This is a genomic window from Halomonas sp. NYA30, from assembly GCF_976980765.1.
Genome location: NZ_OZ334477.1, coordinates 2,622,295 through 2,635,800 on the forward strand (window position 1 = coordinate 2,622,295; position 13,506 = coordinate 2,635,800).

Here is a 13,506-nt window from a genome sequence, read left to right on the forward strand (position 1 = left end):
CGATCGTCTAGCGGTGTCAAAACAGATTAGTCAAACGACTGACGACCGCCGTGCAACCAAACGGGGGTACCTGGTAACGCTAACGAAAAGATATAGAGCAAATCACTATTGCGTAAACGAATACAGCCGTGGGATGCAGCAACGCCCATGGGCTGATCAGGGGGCGTACCATGAAGATAAATATAGCGACGCTGTGAATCGACCTGACCACCACGGTTCACGCCTTTTTCTAGTCCGCATAGCCACAGGATGCGGGTCAAAATCCAATCCCGCTTCGGATATGCTTCAGCTAGCGCAGGAGAAAATGCCTCCCCCGTCCAGCGACGACCCCGAAATACCGCATTATCAGGCATCCCGTTGCCGATCGCGGCTCTTATATAGTGCCAACCATGGGGTGTTTTGCCACTGCCGTTGTGCTCACCAACGCCCGCGAGGCCAGACGATATCTCACACTCATGCAGCACCTTCGGCCCTCGCCAACAGCGTAGCTGCTGCTGTGTGGTATCGATTTCCAACCAGATGTCCTCTACAGGGGGAAGCTCAGCGAGCTTGGGCGTTCGCATATTTTCCTTCTTCAAGTGCTGGGGGCAACGGTGCATTCATGGCAGCCACCACTACTGGGCGCAACCGCCTAACCAAATCCCGCACGGTGACCTGCTCTTGATAATCCTTTTCAGCGATATCGCGCAGTGCATCAAGGCCTGAAAGCGTAAAAATCACCGTACCAAGCATAAAGTGTAGCCGCCAAAAGCGTTCCGCGTCAGGCAAGTCGGGCGTGGCTTGACGCACTAACTCGGTGAAACGGGTAAACACATCACCATACTCTTGCTGAATATGACGCCTAAGATGCCCCTGCGCTTGGCTATAGGCAAGGCCCAGCAAGCGCATAAACACCTTTAAACTGTTGCGCTCAGCAGGCACTGCCAGCACGGTGGTCGCCATGGTTTCGAGTAGCGTTTCCAACGGAATAACGCGCCCTGCATGCTGGGCTTCAAGTTCATCAAGCGCAGTATGAAAACGCTGGGTGAACGGGTCCAGATAGCGTGAAAACACGGCCTGAATTAAGGCTTTTTTGGAACCAAAATGGTAATTCACCGCCGCTAAATTGACGCGCGCTTTGCTAGTGATGTTGCGCAGCGATGTTTCAGCAAAACCTCGCTCAGCAAACAGCACTTCAGCGGTGTCGAGTATTCGAGTTACCGTATCAGATTGAGCCATGCCGCTCTCCGGGGAAACGAGTGTTTAAAACATAGCAAAATACTATGCCATATCGCTGGTGGGCTCAACGCTTGATTTTCTGATGAAATATGGCTGTCTATATGAGTAGAAGCTTAGTTTAAAACGATTAGGAAAAATTCGGGGGCCTTTCTAGAGAGGGGGTTGACAAGACATGTACTGGACAGAGGAACATACTGTATACTTAACCACTTATCGATTAAGTCGACTTTTAATTTGTTACTGTCTATTCACTATTTTTGGAGTCTGGTATGTCGCGTCCGCTAACCGCTCGCCAACAGCACGTATTTGATTTTATTGTTAAGACCATGGGCGAATTTGGCTACCCTCCGACCCGTGCTGAAATTGCGAAAGCACTGGGGTTCCGCTCACCTAACGCCGCGGAAGAGCACCTGCGCGCGCTCGAGCGTAAAGGCGCTATTCGCATTATTCGCAATACTTCACGCGGTATTCGCCTACCCAATCAAGAGCCCCAGGAGTTAGTAGACAGCACCGCAAGTGCGTTGCCAGCTGCCAATATTGAAGCCTCGCCTGCTGGGCTGCCTGTGATTGGCGAAGTAGCCGCCGGGAGCCCTATCCTAGCGGCTGAGCATATTGACCGTTACTGCCCTCTGCCAGCCGAGTACTTCACTCCTAAAGCCGATTATCTGCTGCGTGTGCGGGGCCTTTCGATGAAGGATATTGGTATTTTAGAAGGTGATTTATTGGCAGTTCACCGTACCGAGCGGGTGCGCGATGGCCAGATTGTCGTTGCGCGCCTGGATGATGAAGTAACCGTTAAGCGCTTCAAACGCCAGGGCCACCAAGTAACGCTATTTGCGGAAAATGCAGACTTTGCGCCCATTGAAATCGACCTGCGTTCACAGTCACTCGATATCGAAGGTGTCGGCGTTGGCGTTATTCGTGGCGGTAATGGCCAGGCACTGGGCTAACCACCGTCGCTACTGCATGTCGATATAGCGGTGGTCATTAAAGGTGGCCACCCAATTAGGATGATAGACCAGCAGAATACTCAGCAGCATCCCGGTAATAAACGCCTCTGAAGGCATTAGTAGAGGTAAGAAGCGAGCATACTCCTGGGCAAGATAGATAGCGTTAGGGTCTGTACCTGCCACGATGATCAGCAGCACGGCAGCCAGCCCTGCCCCTAATGTTGCCAACGCCGCCCCAAAAAATCCGCAGGCAAATAGAAACACCATCAGGTTATCCGGCAGGCGGCGATCTACCAGCCGCCACACTGTGCCAATAATGGCAGCCGGAACAATGCCCGTTACCAGTACATTCGCCCCCAGTAGCGTCCACTCATTGCGGCCGATAATTACCATTGCCACATTAATGAGTATATTGCTGATCAGCGCTAATGGCGCTTTAAACACGAGTGTCATCAATACCGTAAAGACGAGATGCAGCGTTAGCCAGTCGACCGCCTGAGCGCGTAGCTGCCACATCAGCGCCACTGCCAGCGTTGCGCCTAACCAACGGTGCTGAAGAGCAGTGTCTTCCAGTAGCACTTGCCAGGGCCGCCGCCAAAGAGCCCACACCACTACGCCTAACGAGAGTAGCGAGGTGAATATCAGCGCCCAGGGCGCCAGTACACTTTGTGCGAACGACATAGCGGCTTCTCACATTATCGAGCGTTAGCTAAACACCACGGTCTTGTTGCCATGCACTAAAACCCGATCCTCAAGATGCCAGCGTAAACCGCGTGCGAGAACGGCTTTTTCAACATCACGCCCAAAGCGGACTAGATCGGTTGGGGTATGGCAGTGGCTAACGCGATGAATATCCTGTTCGATAATCGGGCCCGCGTCGAGTTCCTCGGTAACATAGTGGCAGGTGGCGCCAATCAGCTTCACTCCGCGCTGATATGCCTGGTGGTAGGGCTTAGCCCCAGCGAAAGAGGGTAAAAAACTGTGATGAATATTAATCACCCGCCCTGCATAGCGTGCGCACAGGTCAGGCGGCAGAATTTGCATATAACGCGCCAGCACGACGCAATCAGCACGTGCACTATCGATTTCTGCTTGCACCTTGGCAAATGACACTTGCTTGTTATCGGGGTCGACTGGCACATAGTGATAAGGAATGCCGTACCATTCGGTCAATGAACGCATATCGTCATGGTTGGAAATGACGCCAACAATATCGCAATCCAACTCACCCGCCTGCCAGCGATAAAGCAAATCTACCAAGCAGTGTGACTCTCTAGAGACCATCAATACCACCCGGCGGCGCTGCTGTGTATCCACCAATGACCACTGCATATCGAATTCGATTGCCACCGGCTCGAACGCTGCACGTAGCGCTTCTACCGACATCCCCACTGAATCCGCCAAGATTTCGTAACGCATAAAAAAACAGCCCGTTTCTAAATCAGAGTGCTGGCTGGCTTCAGTGATAGACCCCCCTTGCTTAGCAATAAAGCTCGATACTCGGGCCACAATACCTACCCGATCAGGGCAGGACACAACTAAACGATAATAATGGGACATGTGAGCGACTCTTGACCTATTTCTAAGGTAATTATGACAAACCAACGGCTTAGGTTGCATAGTGTATCGGAAGGCCAAGGATGATTGTTAGCCGCCCCTGCCTTCCCGTATAGTTGAGTCACTACTTTTTAGGCTTTTCATAACTGATGCACTCTCCACGCGTTCAAATTCGTCCCCGTCGTCGTCCTCCGCTGCGCATGTTGCCGCTGGGGGGATGCGGTGAGATTGGTATGAATCTAACGCTCTACGGCTACGATGATCACTGGATTGTCGTCGACTGCGGCATGATGATTCGCCAGGATCTCCCCAACTCACCGCTACAAGTGCCTAATCTTGATACACCAAAAGCATTAGGGATAGTCCCGAAAGCACTATTTGTTACCCACGGCCATGAAGACCACATTGGCGCCGTCGCTTGGCTCTGGCCGATGTGGAATTGTCCTATTTATGCCACGCCATTAGCCGCAGGGCTGTTACGCCTTAAATTTTCTGAACATCAACTTAGCAGCGCTGCGATTCATGTCATCGAACCAGGTGAGGCACTTGAAAGCGGGCCGTTTACGCTGCGCTACTTGTCGTTGACGCATTCAATACCCGAAAGCTGTGCCATTATGATGATGGCTGGTGGTTATCGCGTTTTACATACTGGTGACTGGAAACTTGATCCTGAGCCGCTTATCGGTTTACCGGTAAGCGCGGCGCAGTTTAGAGCGCTGGCCCCGGTCGATTTAGTGGTCGGCGATTCCACCAACGCCCCCATGCCAGGCCACTCCGGCAGCGAGGGTGATGTGGCGAGAGCATTGGTAAAAACCCTCGCCAACTGTCAGGGCCGTGTGGTGGTCTCTTGCTTTGCCAGTAACCTTGCGCGGGTATTAGCTATCGGGCGCGCAGCGCATCAGTGTGGCCGTCGCATCAGCTTAATGGGGCGCTCAATGGAGCGAATGGTTAGCGTTGCGCGTGGGCTTGGCTATATGGATGACTTACCGCCGCTGGTACCCAATCACGACCTGGGGTACCTCCCCCCGGATGAAGTGGTCATTATCGCCACCGGCAGCCAGGGTGAGGCCCGTGCCGCGCTTCAGCGTCTTGCTCAGGGCCGCCACCCCTTTGTGGATCTTCAGCCCGGCGATAATGTCATCTTCTCGGCTAAAGCCATTCCAGGCAACGAACGCCCTATTGAACAGCTAAAAAAACGTTTAGCGCAGTTAGGTGTTCGTATTTACGACGAAATCAACCATCCCGAGTTACATGCTACTGGGCACCCCGCTCATGATGAGTTAATCAAACTCTATCAATGGATTAAGCCGAAGCACCTGATGCCTGTCCACGGCGAAGCAAGGCATCAGCAGGCGCATCAGGCAATTGCCCGTCAATTAGAGATCAGTGCGCCGTTGTCGCCAGTTAATGGCGATTTAATCAGCTTTGATAACCAAGGGCTGCGCTGCGAGGCACGCTATCCCCAGCCGCCCTGCATCGTCAGCCAAAACAGCGTGGTTCCTCACCCAGGGTTGGAAGTAAAAGACGCCAGTACGGCACGTCGTGGCAGTTTGTACCTAGCACTGCCGGTGACCGCGACTGATACGGGCTGGGCGCGCATTGGACGTTTGATGCTGGATGCGACGGGTGCCAGCCCGCTGGATGAAGATAGCTTTAGTGATTGGCTGGATGATCAGCTTGATGAGATTGCCGCCGACACACTGGCCGACCTTCGCCAAGCATTGCAGCCTCGCTTGGTACACTGGCTGGCGGAGCATATGCAGCACCTGCCCGATGTGCATCTTCAAATTATGGCCGCCGAAATGCCAGAAGCCCTTACCCTGGAAAATGCTGCCAATCGTTAGTGGTGCATCATTGCGGAGTAGCAAGACGTGGCAAACTCACTCCCAGCGTGCCGCGTCTTGTTGGTCAGAGTGGCGTTCTTTGACCCAATATTCTCCCCGAGTGGAGTGCTCTTTCTTCCAAAAAGGCGCCTGGGTTTTTAAAAAATCCATAATAAAATCGCAGGCTTCAAATGCCTCTCGGCGGTGAGCACTAGCTACAAGCACCCGCACGATGGGGTCGCCAGGGCCCAGATAACCAACGCGATGAATTATCCGCACCGCTTGTAGCGACCAACGCTGCCACGCCTGCTCGCCAATCTCCGTTAGCGTGCGCTCGGTCATACCGGGGTAATGCTCCAGTGTTAACCCCGTAACATCGGGCGTCTCGTTGAAATCACGCACCAGTCCGGTAAAGCTCACCACCGCGCCAATATCGCTGCGCCCGACTAATGCATCGCTATAGCCGTAGTCCATCGAGAATGGCGCTGCTTGAACCGCTACTTTAATATCCAACGTTAACCCCCTGTGACCGGTGGGAAAAACGCCACTTCGTCATCATCGGTCACTAGCGCATCATCGTTTGCCATTACCTGATTAATGGCACATAACGTGCGCTGATCAGTAAGCAGTTTAAACCGATCATCGCGCTCGGCCAGCGCTGCCTTTAAACCACTGATATCGCGGCTAGCAAGCTGGTCCAGCCCAACAGTCGCCTCGCTTTCTCCTACCCGCTCGCGCAGTTCAGCCAGAAATTTAACCCGCACGCAGGGGGAAGGACAGCGCTCACCCAGGCTTACTTCTCCTGAGGTGCCTTCGCCCGTCACGATAGGCGACTGCCTATTCACACGCTGATAATCCCCGCGTTGGCCGCCCTGCTTGCTGTCGAGCTGGATCGCTTCAATATGCATGCCCTTATCGACCGCTTTGCACATATCGTAGAGGGTTAAGCAGGCGACTGAAACGGCTGTAAGCGCCTCCATCTCAACACCGGTGCGACCATTTAAACGACACAGCGACGTTACATGCACACAGGACTCGGCCATGTCGATCTCGAATTCAACCGACACCTTTGATAGCGCCAATGCATGGCAGAGTGGAATCAATTCATGAGTGCGTTTTGCAGCCTGAATGCCCGCGATACGGGCGGTGGCGAGGACATCTCCTTTCGGCAATCCCCCTTCGCTGAGCAATGTCAGCGTTTCAGGCAGCATTACAATGCGCCCCGAGGCGACGGCTTCGCGGCGCGTTTCTTGTTTATCGCCGACATCCACCATGTTGGCTTCGCCCCGGGTATTGAGGTGGGTTAGATGCATGCTGGTCACCTTTCCTTTTTTGAAGCCACAGTTTGGTTTTTTGCGTTTATCCAGGTCACTATCCAGCGCGCGATTGCGTCGCTGTCATCAAGATTTAACTGCGCTACGCAAGAAGTTAAATCAATTGGCGATGGCGCGCTTAATGCAACCGCCTCGACCCATGGGTCGGTCAAAATTGCCGAGTCCCCTACGCCATCGCGATAAAGCACCAGCTTAGGGATCGGCCAAGCTTTAAAGCCTTCGACAATCACTAGGTCGGGATGGTGCGGCACCATCATGGTTATTAAGCTGGCTAAATCGGGTTCTTCCTGGTCGGGCGTTTCCTGCATCAGCGCAAATCGTTGCCGTGAAGCGACTAGAACAGGGGCCGCGCCCGCACTACGCAGTTTATAGCTATCCTTTCCAGGCTGGTCGACTTCAAACGAGTGATGAGCATGCTTAATCACGGCTACTTTCAAACCATACGCAGCTAATAGAGGCAGCAGCTTCTCTAACAGTGTCGTTTTGCCGGTACCGCTCCAGGCAGCAATCCCTAGAATGGGGAAGGATGCGGTTAGTTCGTTACTCATACAGCCTACCCCCCTACTTGCCATTCATACGATGCTCACAGCGTTAAAGTGGATGACTTTACTCGCCCTCTTGCGCCTTGGGTAATAGCCAGTTCAACGCAATACCTACCAGTGCAGCCAAGCTCACGCCTTGCAGGGTAAATTGCCCGCTCCCGAACTGCATACCACCTATTCCGAATACCAGTATGAGCGAGACCACTACTAAGTTGCGAGGTGCCGTCAGCGACTGCCCTGCTCGCACTAGCGTGTTCATACCAACGACCGCAATAGAACCAAACAGCAATGTCATAATCCCCCCCATGACCGGGCCGGGTATAGTCTGCAGCAGCGCACCAAGCTTAGACACAAACGCCAGCACAATGGCAAAAATCGCAGCAACAATCATGTACTTGGGGTTAAATGCCCGAGTCAGCGTTACCGCCCCCGTGACTTCCGAGTAGGTTGTATTCGGGGGGCCGCCAAATAGCGCTGCCACACTGGTCGCCAACCCATCGCCTAACAGGGTGCGATGCAGGCCGGGTTTTTCCAAATAGTTTTTGCGGGTCACTGAGCCAATAGCAACCATGTCACCAATGTGCTCTACCGTCGGGGCGATAGCGACCGGGATCATAAATAGAATAGCGGCCCAGTGAAAACTGGGTGCGGTAAAGCTGGGCACCGAAAACCACGCCGCTTCGCGTACCGGGGTAAAATCTACTAATCCCATTAACAACGCCAAGCAATAACCCGTGACGATACCCCCCATAATCGGCACTAGGCGGAGCAGGCCGCGGCCAAAAACGGCCAGCAACAAAGTCACCAACAAGCTGGTCATTGAGAGAAAAATGGCCGGACCATAGCCGATGTTGTCACTGGTTTCACCGGTTGCCATGCTGACTGCCACAGGCGCCAGCGCCAAGCCAATGACCATGATTACCGGCCCGACCACAACGGCAGGGAGTAAGCGGTGCAGCCAAGCGGTACCTTTTAATCGCACCGCTTGTGAGATCGCGACATATACCAGCCCTGAGGCCATCAGACCGCCCATCGTGGCCGGCACACCGAAGCTTGCTACCGACCCCTGAATAGGCGCGATAAAAGCAAACGAAGAGGCCAAAAAAACGGGCACACTTTGCTTCGTCACTGCATGAAATATCAACGTGCCAGCCCCAGCAGTAAACAGTGCGACACTCGGGTCAAGTCCGGTTAATAGCGGTACTAATACCAAGGCACCAAAAGCCACAAATAGCATTTGTGCACCGGTTAACACTACTTTTGGCCACGACTCTACCTGGCTGGTAGCTTCACGCATTAGAGAATTCCTAGTGATTATTAGAGAGCAGCTATGCAAAAAAATGCCCCTAACGCGAAGCGTGAGGGGCTAATTTAAAAAAGGCGCTTAGCGCGTTCCGAAAATCTTATCGCCTGCGTCACCCAGCCCAGGGACGATATAGCCATTTTCATCGAGTCGCTCATCGACCGAAGCAGTGTAAATTTCGATGTCGGGATATGCTTCCTGCACCCGTTTGATGCCTTCAGGGGCAGCGACAAGCACAATCACCTTCATATGCACACAGCCACGCTCACGCAGCATGTCCAACGTAGCCACCATTGAACCACCGGTGGCCAGCATAGGGTCAATCACGATTGCCATACGCTCTTCGATATCGTTAGCGAATTTGGCGAAATACGGTACTGGCTCAAGCGTCTCTTCATCGCGGTAAAGACCAACAACACTGACTCGAGCACTGGGAATTAAGTCTGTTACTCCTTCTAACATACCCAAGCCTGCGCGCAAAATCGGTACCACGGTAACTTTTTTACCCTTAAGCCGTCGTGTTGCAATCGGCTCGCCGTTCCATCCTTGGATTTCGTGATCTTCCAGCTCAAGACCTTTGGTTGCTTCATAGGTCAATAGCTTAGCGACTTCACCTGCCAGCTCACGAAAGCTCTTAGTGCTCAGATCAACTTCGCGCATCAGTCCCAGCTTATGTTGAACAAGCGGATGGTTAATGGCGTAAACACTCATGGGACTTCCTCACAGCTGGGGATTCAAAATGACAATCTGGGTATGTCACTAGACGCAAAATTGCGCACATTCTACCCGCAACCTAATAGGAGGTTAAGGGGTTTCCGGCAATTGCCAGTCGATAGGCGTGCGCCCCTGCGCTTGCAGGAATTGATTTGCTTGCGAAAAGTGCCGGGTGCCAAAAAACCCTCGATGCGCAGAGAGCGGCGACGGGTGCGGGGCTTCAAGCACCAAATGGCGACTCTGGTCAATTAATGCTTTCTTCTGGCGCGCCTGACTTCCCCATAACAAAAACACACATGGCGACGCATGCTGGCTAACGGCTTCAATGGCGCGGTCAGTGAATACCTCCCACCCCTTGCCGCGATGAGAACCAGCATTCCCTTGTTCAACCGTTAACGAGGTGTTTAATAACAGGACGCCCTGCTTGGCCCAACTATCCAAGTTGCCATGCTGCACCGGTTTAAAGCCGACATCGCTGGCCAACTCTTTGTAGATGTTAGCTAGCGAAGGCGGCACCTGTACACCGGGCCGTACGGAGAAACTCAAGCCATGAGCTTGGTTGGGGCCGTGGTAAGGATCTTGCCCCAAGATAACGACTTTCACTTCATGCAGAGGGGTTAACTCAAAGGCGCGAAACCATTGCGCTGAGTGGGGGTAAATGGTTTTTTTAGCCGCCTTCTGCTTCGCCAAAAACTCCTTTAGTGCGAGCATATAGTCAGCCTTAAACTCATCACCCAGCCACTGACTCCAATCGTCAGGAAGTGGATTGGCCATCATTACCTCTTCATTTGATCGACGAGTGGTTCAACGTAAGCAACACCCATATCCCAAGGAAACTGGATCCAGCACTGCTGCGCTACTTCCGTTAGGTATTGATCCACCAATGGACGACCGTCCGGTTTGGCATAAATGGTCACAAAGTGTGCCTTAGGCAACATTTTGCGTACTGCGCGTGCAGTTTTGCCAGTATCGACTAAATCATCGACGAGTAGCCAGCCATCACCGTCATGGTCGACACCCTTCATAATATCCAGGCCACCCTGATCCATATGGTCGTAGCTCTTAATACACACCGTATCGATCAGACGAATATTAAGCTCACGGGCGATTAGTGCGGCCGGAATTAAACCGCCACGGGTAATCGCCACAATGCCCTTAAAATCACGCTCGATCATCTGATGACAAAGCGTACGCACATCACGGTGAAGCTGATCCCAGGAGACAGTGAAGTGTTGGTGATAACGATCGCTGCTCATTGGGGGCTACTCGTCTTCGTTGAAGGAACAAACTGCGAATACGCTGTAACCCGCATCGCGAATTTTTTGTGACCCACCCAGTTCGGGAAGATCAATAATCGTAGCCGTTTCCACTACGTGACCACCGCTGCGCTGGATAAGGTTAGCCGCTGCCAGCATAGTGCCACCGGTGGCGATCAAATCATCCATCAGCAGAATACGGTCATCTTTCTGGAAAGCATCGGAGTGCAGCTCAACTTCCGAATGACCGTACTCCAGCGTATAAGTCTCGCTGATGGTTTTAAACGGTAGCTTGCCCTTCTTACGCACCGGCACAAAGCTACACCCCAACTCATAAGCGAGCGGTGCGCCAATAATGAAACCGCGCGCATCGATTGCCGCGATAGCATCCAGGTTCATTTCCTGATAGCGATGTACGAAGCTATCAATCAGCTTGCGAAAGGCCGCGCTATTTTGTAGCAAAGGAGTGATGTCGCGAAAATTCACGCCTTTCTCAGGCCAATCTGGAACCGTGCGAATAACGGACTTAATGTAGTCGCCGTAGATGCTCATCGCGTCTCTCATTGAGTAGTAAAATTAAGTAGTTAGAAAGCGGAAAAGGCCGATCAAACCAAGAAGAGATACCTTACCGCAAACAGGAGCGCCAAAATAATAACGGCCGGATTCAAGTCGCTAAAACGGCCTGATAACGTTTTGATCGCTACGTAGCTGATGAAACCGAGTGCAATTCCTTCGGCAATCGAGAACGTCAGCGGCATTGCCAAAGCAGCAATCAGTACCGGCGCAGCATCCGTTGGATCTTCCCAATTAGCATGCGCCAAGCTACCCGTCATTAATACCGCTACATACAGCAGCGCACCAGCGGTAGCGTAGGCCGGAATGGAGCCCGCCAACGGTGCGAAGAACAGGCTGATCAGGAATAGGCCGCCCACGACTACCGCCGTCAAACCAGTCCGGCCACCGGATGCGATGCCCGCTGTTGATTCAATATAGCTAGTGGTAGTGGAAGTACCCAATGCAGCACCCGCCATAGACGCGGCACTGTCAGCCATCATGGCACGGCCAAGGCGCGGCAGCTTGCCATCTTTATCCAGTAGTTTGCCCCGATGAGCAACGCCCACCAACGTGCCCGAGGTGTCAAACAAATCAACAAACAAGAAGGCAAAAATGACGCTGAGCATCGCTACATCTAGCGCGCCCATTAAATCCATCGCCATAAATGTAGGCGCAATCGAGGGAGGCATCGACATTAGACCGCCGTACTCATTATGGCCCAGCACCATGGCAATCACTGTCACGCCCAAAATACCGATCATGACCGCACCGGTGACGCGCAGGTAAGAAAGCGCGGTAATCACAAAGAAGCCTAACAGCGCATATAAGGCGGGCGGCTGAGATAGATCACCTAAAGAAACAAAGGTAGCGGGATTAGCAACCACAATACCGGCATTTTTCAGCGCAATCATCGCCAAGAAAAGACCGATACCAGCAGCGATCCCGAGTCGCAATGTCATGGGAATAGAGTTAATAATCCATTCACGAATTCTAAAAATGCTTAACAGGAAGAAAGAGAGACCAGAGAAGAAGACGGCGCCGAGTGCCGCTTCCCATGTATACCCCATACCCAATACAACACCGTAGGTGAAAAAGGCATTCAACCCCATGCCTGGTGCTTGGGCGATTGGATAATTGGCCCATAGGCCCATCACGAAACAGCCAATCGCTGCGGCTATGCACGTCGCCACAAATACCGCACCGTAGTCCATGCCCGCTTCAGACAGGATGCTCGGGTTAACAAAAATAATGTAGGCCATCGTCAGGAACGTAGTGATCCCGGCGATAACTTCTGTTTTCACATTAGTTTTGTGCTCAGTGAGCTTGAAATAACTATCCAGAAGTTTCATGAATTTTCTTATCCTTAGCGATAACGCAGCACGCGCACGCGTTCTGGTGCTGAGAAAAGCCGCACATACTACCGAAACGCTCACCGTGATGCGAGCGCTTCAGCATGGCGACCCATGTAAGCGAGAGCAGCCCCGCCGCTGTATACAAAGCAATCTTCAGGCCACAACCTAACCGATCGGTCAATTCAATGGCGGATTAAGCTAAAGAGGGTTGCTGCGTCCGTTTTTTTGAGAGAGCACGCGCTCTACCGTTTCAACGATCACCTGGGTTTGCGGATCAATTTCAATATTGACTTGATCCCCCGGCGCTCGATCCTGAAGCGTAGTGCGCGATAAGGTTTCAGGGATTAAATTGACGCTAAACTCTACGCTTCCGCTATCGCTTTGACGTACATCACCGATAGTCAAACTGATACCGTCCACCCCGATATAGCCTTTCTCGAACACAAATCGGCCAAGCCTTTCCGGCAGGGAAAACCATAATCGACGGTTATTGGGCGCTTCTTCAATAGCCACTACCTCTGCCATGGAAATGATGTGCCCCGACATAGAGTGCCCACCAATCTCATCGCCAAAACGCGCCGCACGCTCTATATTGACGCATTGCCCTGGCACAATTGCACCAAGATTAGTCAATCTCAGCGTTTCACGCATCAAATCAAAACTAACGCTATCACCATCGATGGCCGTCACCGTTAAGCAAACGCCGTTATGAGCAACAGATGCACCAATCTCAAGCCCCTCGCGCATGGCTGGCGGCATTTCCACAACATGTACGCGAAAATCATCCAGCTCACGCACCGCTACTACCTTGGCGACCCCTTGCACAATGCCCGTAAACATATGGCTCATTCTCCTAATGGGTAAAAACTAAGTATTAAAAAACTAAGTATTAAAAGCGGGGA

The 13,506-nt window shown here is 52.5% G+C and carries 16 protein-coding genes; 2 read left to right on the forward strand and 14 right to left on the reverse strand.

What is annotated here, in order from left to right; all coding sequences use genetic code 11:
* Positions 1–26: 26 nt before the first annotated feature.
* Complete coding sequence (locus ACWI0H_RS12135; RefSeq protein WP_101145423.1) at positions 27–563, reverse strand: L,D-transpeptidase; 537 nt, start codon at positions 561–563, stop codon at positions 27–29.
* Positions 541–1,218, reverse strand: coding sequence for a TetR/AcrR family transcriptional regulator (locus ACWI0H_RS12140; protein ID WP_035557501.1), 678 nt, complete (start codon positions 1,216–1,218; stop codon positions 541–543). Before ACWI0H_RS12140 ends, ACWI0H_RS12135 begins: the two co-directional genes overlap by 23 nt.
* Before the next feature lie 269 nt (positions 1,219–1,487).
* Between ACWI0H_RS12140 and lexA the strand changes: the two genes are divergently transcribed.
* Positions 1,488–2,168 carry a transcriptional repressor LexA gene (lexA, locus tag ACWI0H_RS12145; RefSeq protein WP_035557499.1) on the forward strand — a complete coding sequence of 227 codons (681 nt, stop codon included), beginning with the start codon at positions 1,488–1,490 and terminating at the stop codon, positions 2,166–2,168.
* Positions 2,169–2,177: 9 nt separating this feature from the next.
* Here the strand turns inward: lexA and ACWI0H_RS12150 are convergent, their stop codons facing one another.
* Together ACWI0H_RS12150 and purU are read right to left on the reverse strand one after the other, a co-directional pair.
* On the reverse strand, positions 2,178–2,849 hold the full coding sequence (locus ACWI0H_RS12150; RefSeq protein WP_101145424.1) for an energy-coupling factor ABC transporter permease: 672 nt from the start codon (positions 2,847–2,849) through the stop codon (positions 2,178–2,180).
* Positions 2,850–2,873: 24 nt separating this feature from the next.
* Positions 2,874–3,728 carry a formyltetrahydrofolate deformylase gene (gene purU / locus ACWI0H_RS12155; protein WP_008956237.1) on the reverse strand — a complete coding sequence of 285 codons (855 nt, stop codon included), beginning with the start codon at positions 3,726–3,728 and terminating at the stop codon, positions 2,874–2,876.
* 230 nt (positions 3,729–3,958) lie between these two features.
* Here purU and ACWI0H_RS12160 point away from each other — a divergent pair, with 230 nt between their 5' ends.
* A complete protein-coding gene (locus tag ACWI0H_RS12160) occupies positions 3,959–5,569 on the forward strand; it encodes a ribonuclease J (protein WP_101145425.1) in 1,611 nt (536 codons plus the stop codon).
* 36 nt (positions 5,570–5,605) lie between these two features.
* Here ACWI0H_RS12160 and moaE read toward each other — a convergent pair whose 3' ends face one another.
* The 10 genes from moaE to ACWI0H_RS12210 form a co-directional block, all read right to left on the reverse strand.
* On the reverse strand, positions 5,606–6,061 hold the full coding sequence (moaE, locus tag ACWI0H_RS12165) for a molybdopterin synthase catalytic subunit MoaE (RefSeq protein WP_035557489.1): 456 nt from the start codon (positions 6,059–6,061) through the stop codon (positions 5,606–5,608).
* A gap of 2 nt (positions 6,062–6,063) precedes the next feature.
* The gene (gene moaC / locus ACWI0H_RS12170; protein WP_101145426.1) at positions 6,064–6,861 is read right to left on the reverse strand and encodes a cyclic pyranopterin monophosphate synthase MoaC; all 798 of its coding nucleotides are present in this window, start codon (positions 6,859–6,861) and stop codon (positions 6,064–6,066) included.
* Between the two features lie 5 nt (positions 6,862–6,866).
* Entirely contained in the window at positions 6,867–7,430 is a 564-nt protein-coding gene (mobB, locus tag ACWI0H_RS12175; protein ID WP_035557484.1) for a molybdopterin-guanine dinucleotide biosynthesis protein B, read from the reverse strand.
* Positions 7,431–7,488: 58 nt separating this feature from the next.
* A complete protein-coding gene (locus ACWI0H_RS12180; RefSeq protein ID WP_350359339.1) occupies positions 7,489–8,721 on the reverse strand; it encodes a uracil-xanthine permease family protein in 1,233 nt (410 codons plus the stop codon).
* Between the two features lie 87 nt (positions 8,722–8,808).
* Positions 8,809–9,438 (reverse strand): uracil phosphoribosyltransferase, encoded by a 630-nt coding sequence (gene upp, locus ACWI0H_RS12185; protein ID WP_339884846.1) that lies wholly within the window; start codon positions 9,436–9,438, stop codon positions 8,809–8,811.
* A 93-nt stretch (positions 9,439–9,531) separates the two neighbouring features.
* Positions 9,532–10,215, reverse strand: a complete 684-nt coding sequence (ung, locus tag ACWI0H_RS12190; protein ID WP_485876216.1) for a uracil-DNA glycosylase — start codon at positions 10,213–10,215, stop codon at positions 9,532–9,534.
* Between the two features lie 2 nt (positions 10,216–10,217).
* A complete protein-coding gene (gene gpt / locus ACWI0H_RS12195) occupies positions 10,218–10,697 on the reverse strand; it encodes a xanthine phosphoribosyltransferase (RefSeq protein WP_008956229.1) in 480 nt (159 codons plus the stop codon).
* Positions 10,698–10,703: 6 nt separating this feature from the next.
* The gene (locus ACWI0H_RS12200) at positions 10,704–11,249 is read right to left on the reverse strand and encodes an adenine phosphoribosyltransferase (protein ID WP_035557476.1); all 546 of its coding nucleotides are present in this window, start codon (positions 11,247–11,249) and stop codon (positions 10,704–10,706) included.
* A 53-nt stretch (positions 11,250–11,302) separates the two neighbouring features.
* Positions 11,303–12,601 (reverse strand): NCS2 family permease, encoded by a 1,299-nt coding sequence (locus tag ACWI0H_RS12205; RefSeq protein WP_035557474.1) that lies wholly within the window; start codon positions 12,599–12,601, stop codon positions 11,303–11,305.
* 201 nt (positions 12,602–12,802) lie between these two features.
* A complete protein-coding gene (locus ACWI0H_RS12210; protein ID WP_485876218.1) occupies positions 12,803–13,444 on the reverse strand; it encodes a riboflavin synthase subunit alpha in 642 nt (213 codons plus the stop codon).
* Positions 13,445–13,506: the final 62 nt, after the last annotated feature.

What these genes read in the sequence shown, in the direction of transcription:
- lexA (WP_035557499.1), top strand. Translation starts at nt 1,488, where the DNA reads ATGTCGCGTCCGCTAACCGCTCGCCAACAGCACGTATTTGATTTTATT.
- ACWI0H_RS12135 (WP_101145423.1), bottom strand. Translation starts at nt 563, where the DNA reads ATGCGAACGCCCAAGCTCGCTGAGCTTCCCCCTGTAGAGGACATCTGG.
- purU (WP_008956237.1), bottom strand. Translation starts at nt 3,728, where the DNA reads ATGTCCCATTATTATCGTTTAGTTGTGTCCTGCCCTGATCGGGTAGGT.
- mobB (WP_035557484.1), bottom strand. Translation starts at nt 7,430, where the DNA reads ATGAGTAACGAACTAACCGCATCCTTCCCCATTCTAGGGATTGCTGCC.
- ACWI0H_RS12150 (WP_101145424.1), bottom strand. Translation starts at nt 2,849, where the DNA reads ATGTCGTTCGCACAAAGTGTACTGGCGCCCTGGGCGCTGATATTCACC.
- gpt (WP_008956229.1), bottom strand. Translation starts at nt 10,697, where the DNA reads ATGAGCAGCGATCGTTATCACCAACACTTCACTGTCTCCTGGGATCAG.
- ACWI0H_RS12205 (WP_035557474.1), bottom strand. Translation starts at nt 12,601, where the DNA reads ATGAAACTTCTGGATAGTTATTTCAAGCTCACTGAGCACAAAACTAAT.
- ACWI0H_RS12210 (WP_485876218.1), bottom strand. Translation starts at nt 13,444, where the DNA reads ATGTTTACGGGCATTGTGCAAGGGGTCGCCAAGGTAGTAGCGGTGCGT.
- moaC (WP_101145426.1), bottom strand. Translation starts at nt 6,861, where the DNA reads ATGCATCTAACCCACCTCAATACCCGGGGCGAAGCCAACATGGTGGAT.
- ACWI0H_RS12160 (WP_101145425.1), top strand. Translation starts at nt 3,959, where the DNA reads ATGAATCTAACGCTCTACGGCTACGATGATCACTGGATTGTCGTCGAC.
- ACWI0H_RS12140 (WP_035557501.1), bottom strand. Translation starts at nt 1,218, where the DNA reads ATGGCTCAATCTGATACGGTAACTCGAATACTCGACACCGCTGAAGTG.
- ACWI0H_RS12180 (WP_350359339.1), bottom strand. Translation starts at nt 8,721, where the DNA reads ATGCGTGAAGCTACCAGCCAGGTAGAGTCGTGGCCAAAAGTAGTGTTA.
- ACWI0H_RS12200 (WP_035557476.1), bottom strand. Translation starts at nt 11,249, where the DNA reads ATGAGCATCTACGGCGACTACATTAAGTCCGTTATTCGCACGGTTCCA.
- upp (WP_339884846.1), bottom strand. Translation starts at nt 9,438, where the DNA reads ATGAGTGTTTACGCCATTAACCATCCGCTTGTTCAACATAAGCTGGGA.
- ung (WP_485876216.1), bottom strand. Translation starts at nt 10,215, where the DNA reads ATGGCCAATCCACTTCCTGACGATTGGAGTCAGTGGCTGGGTGATGAG.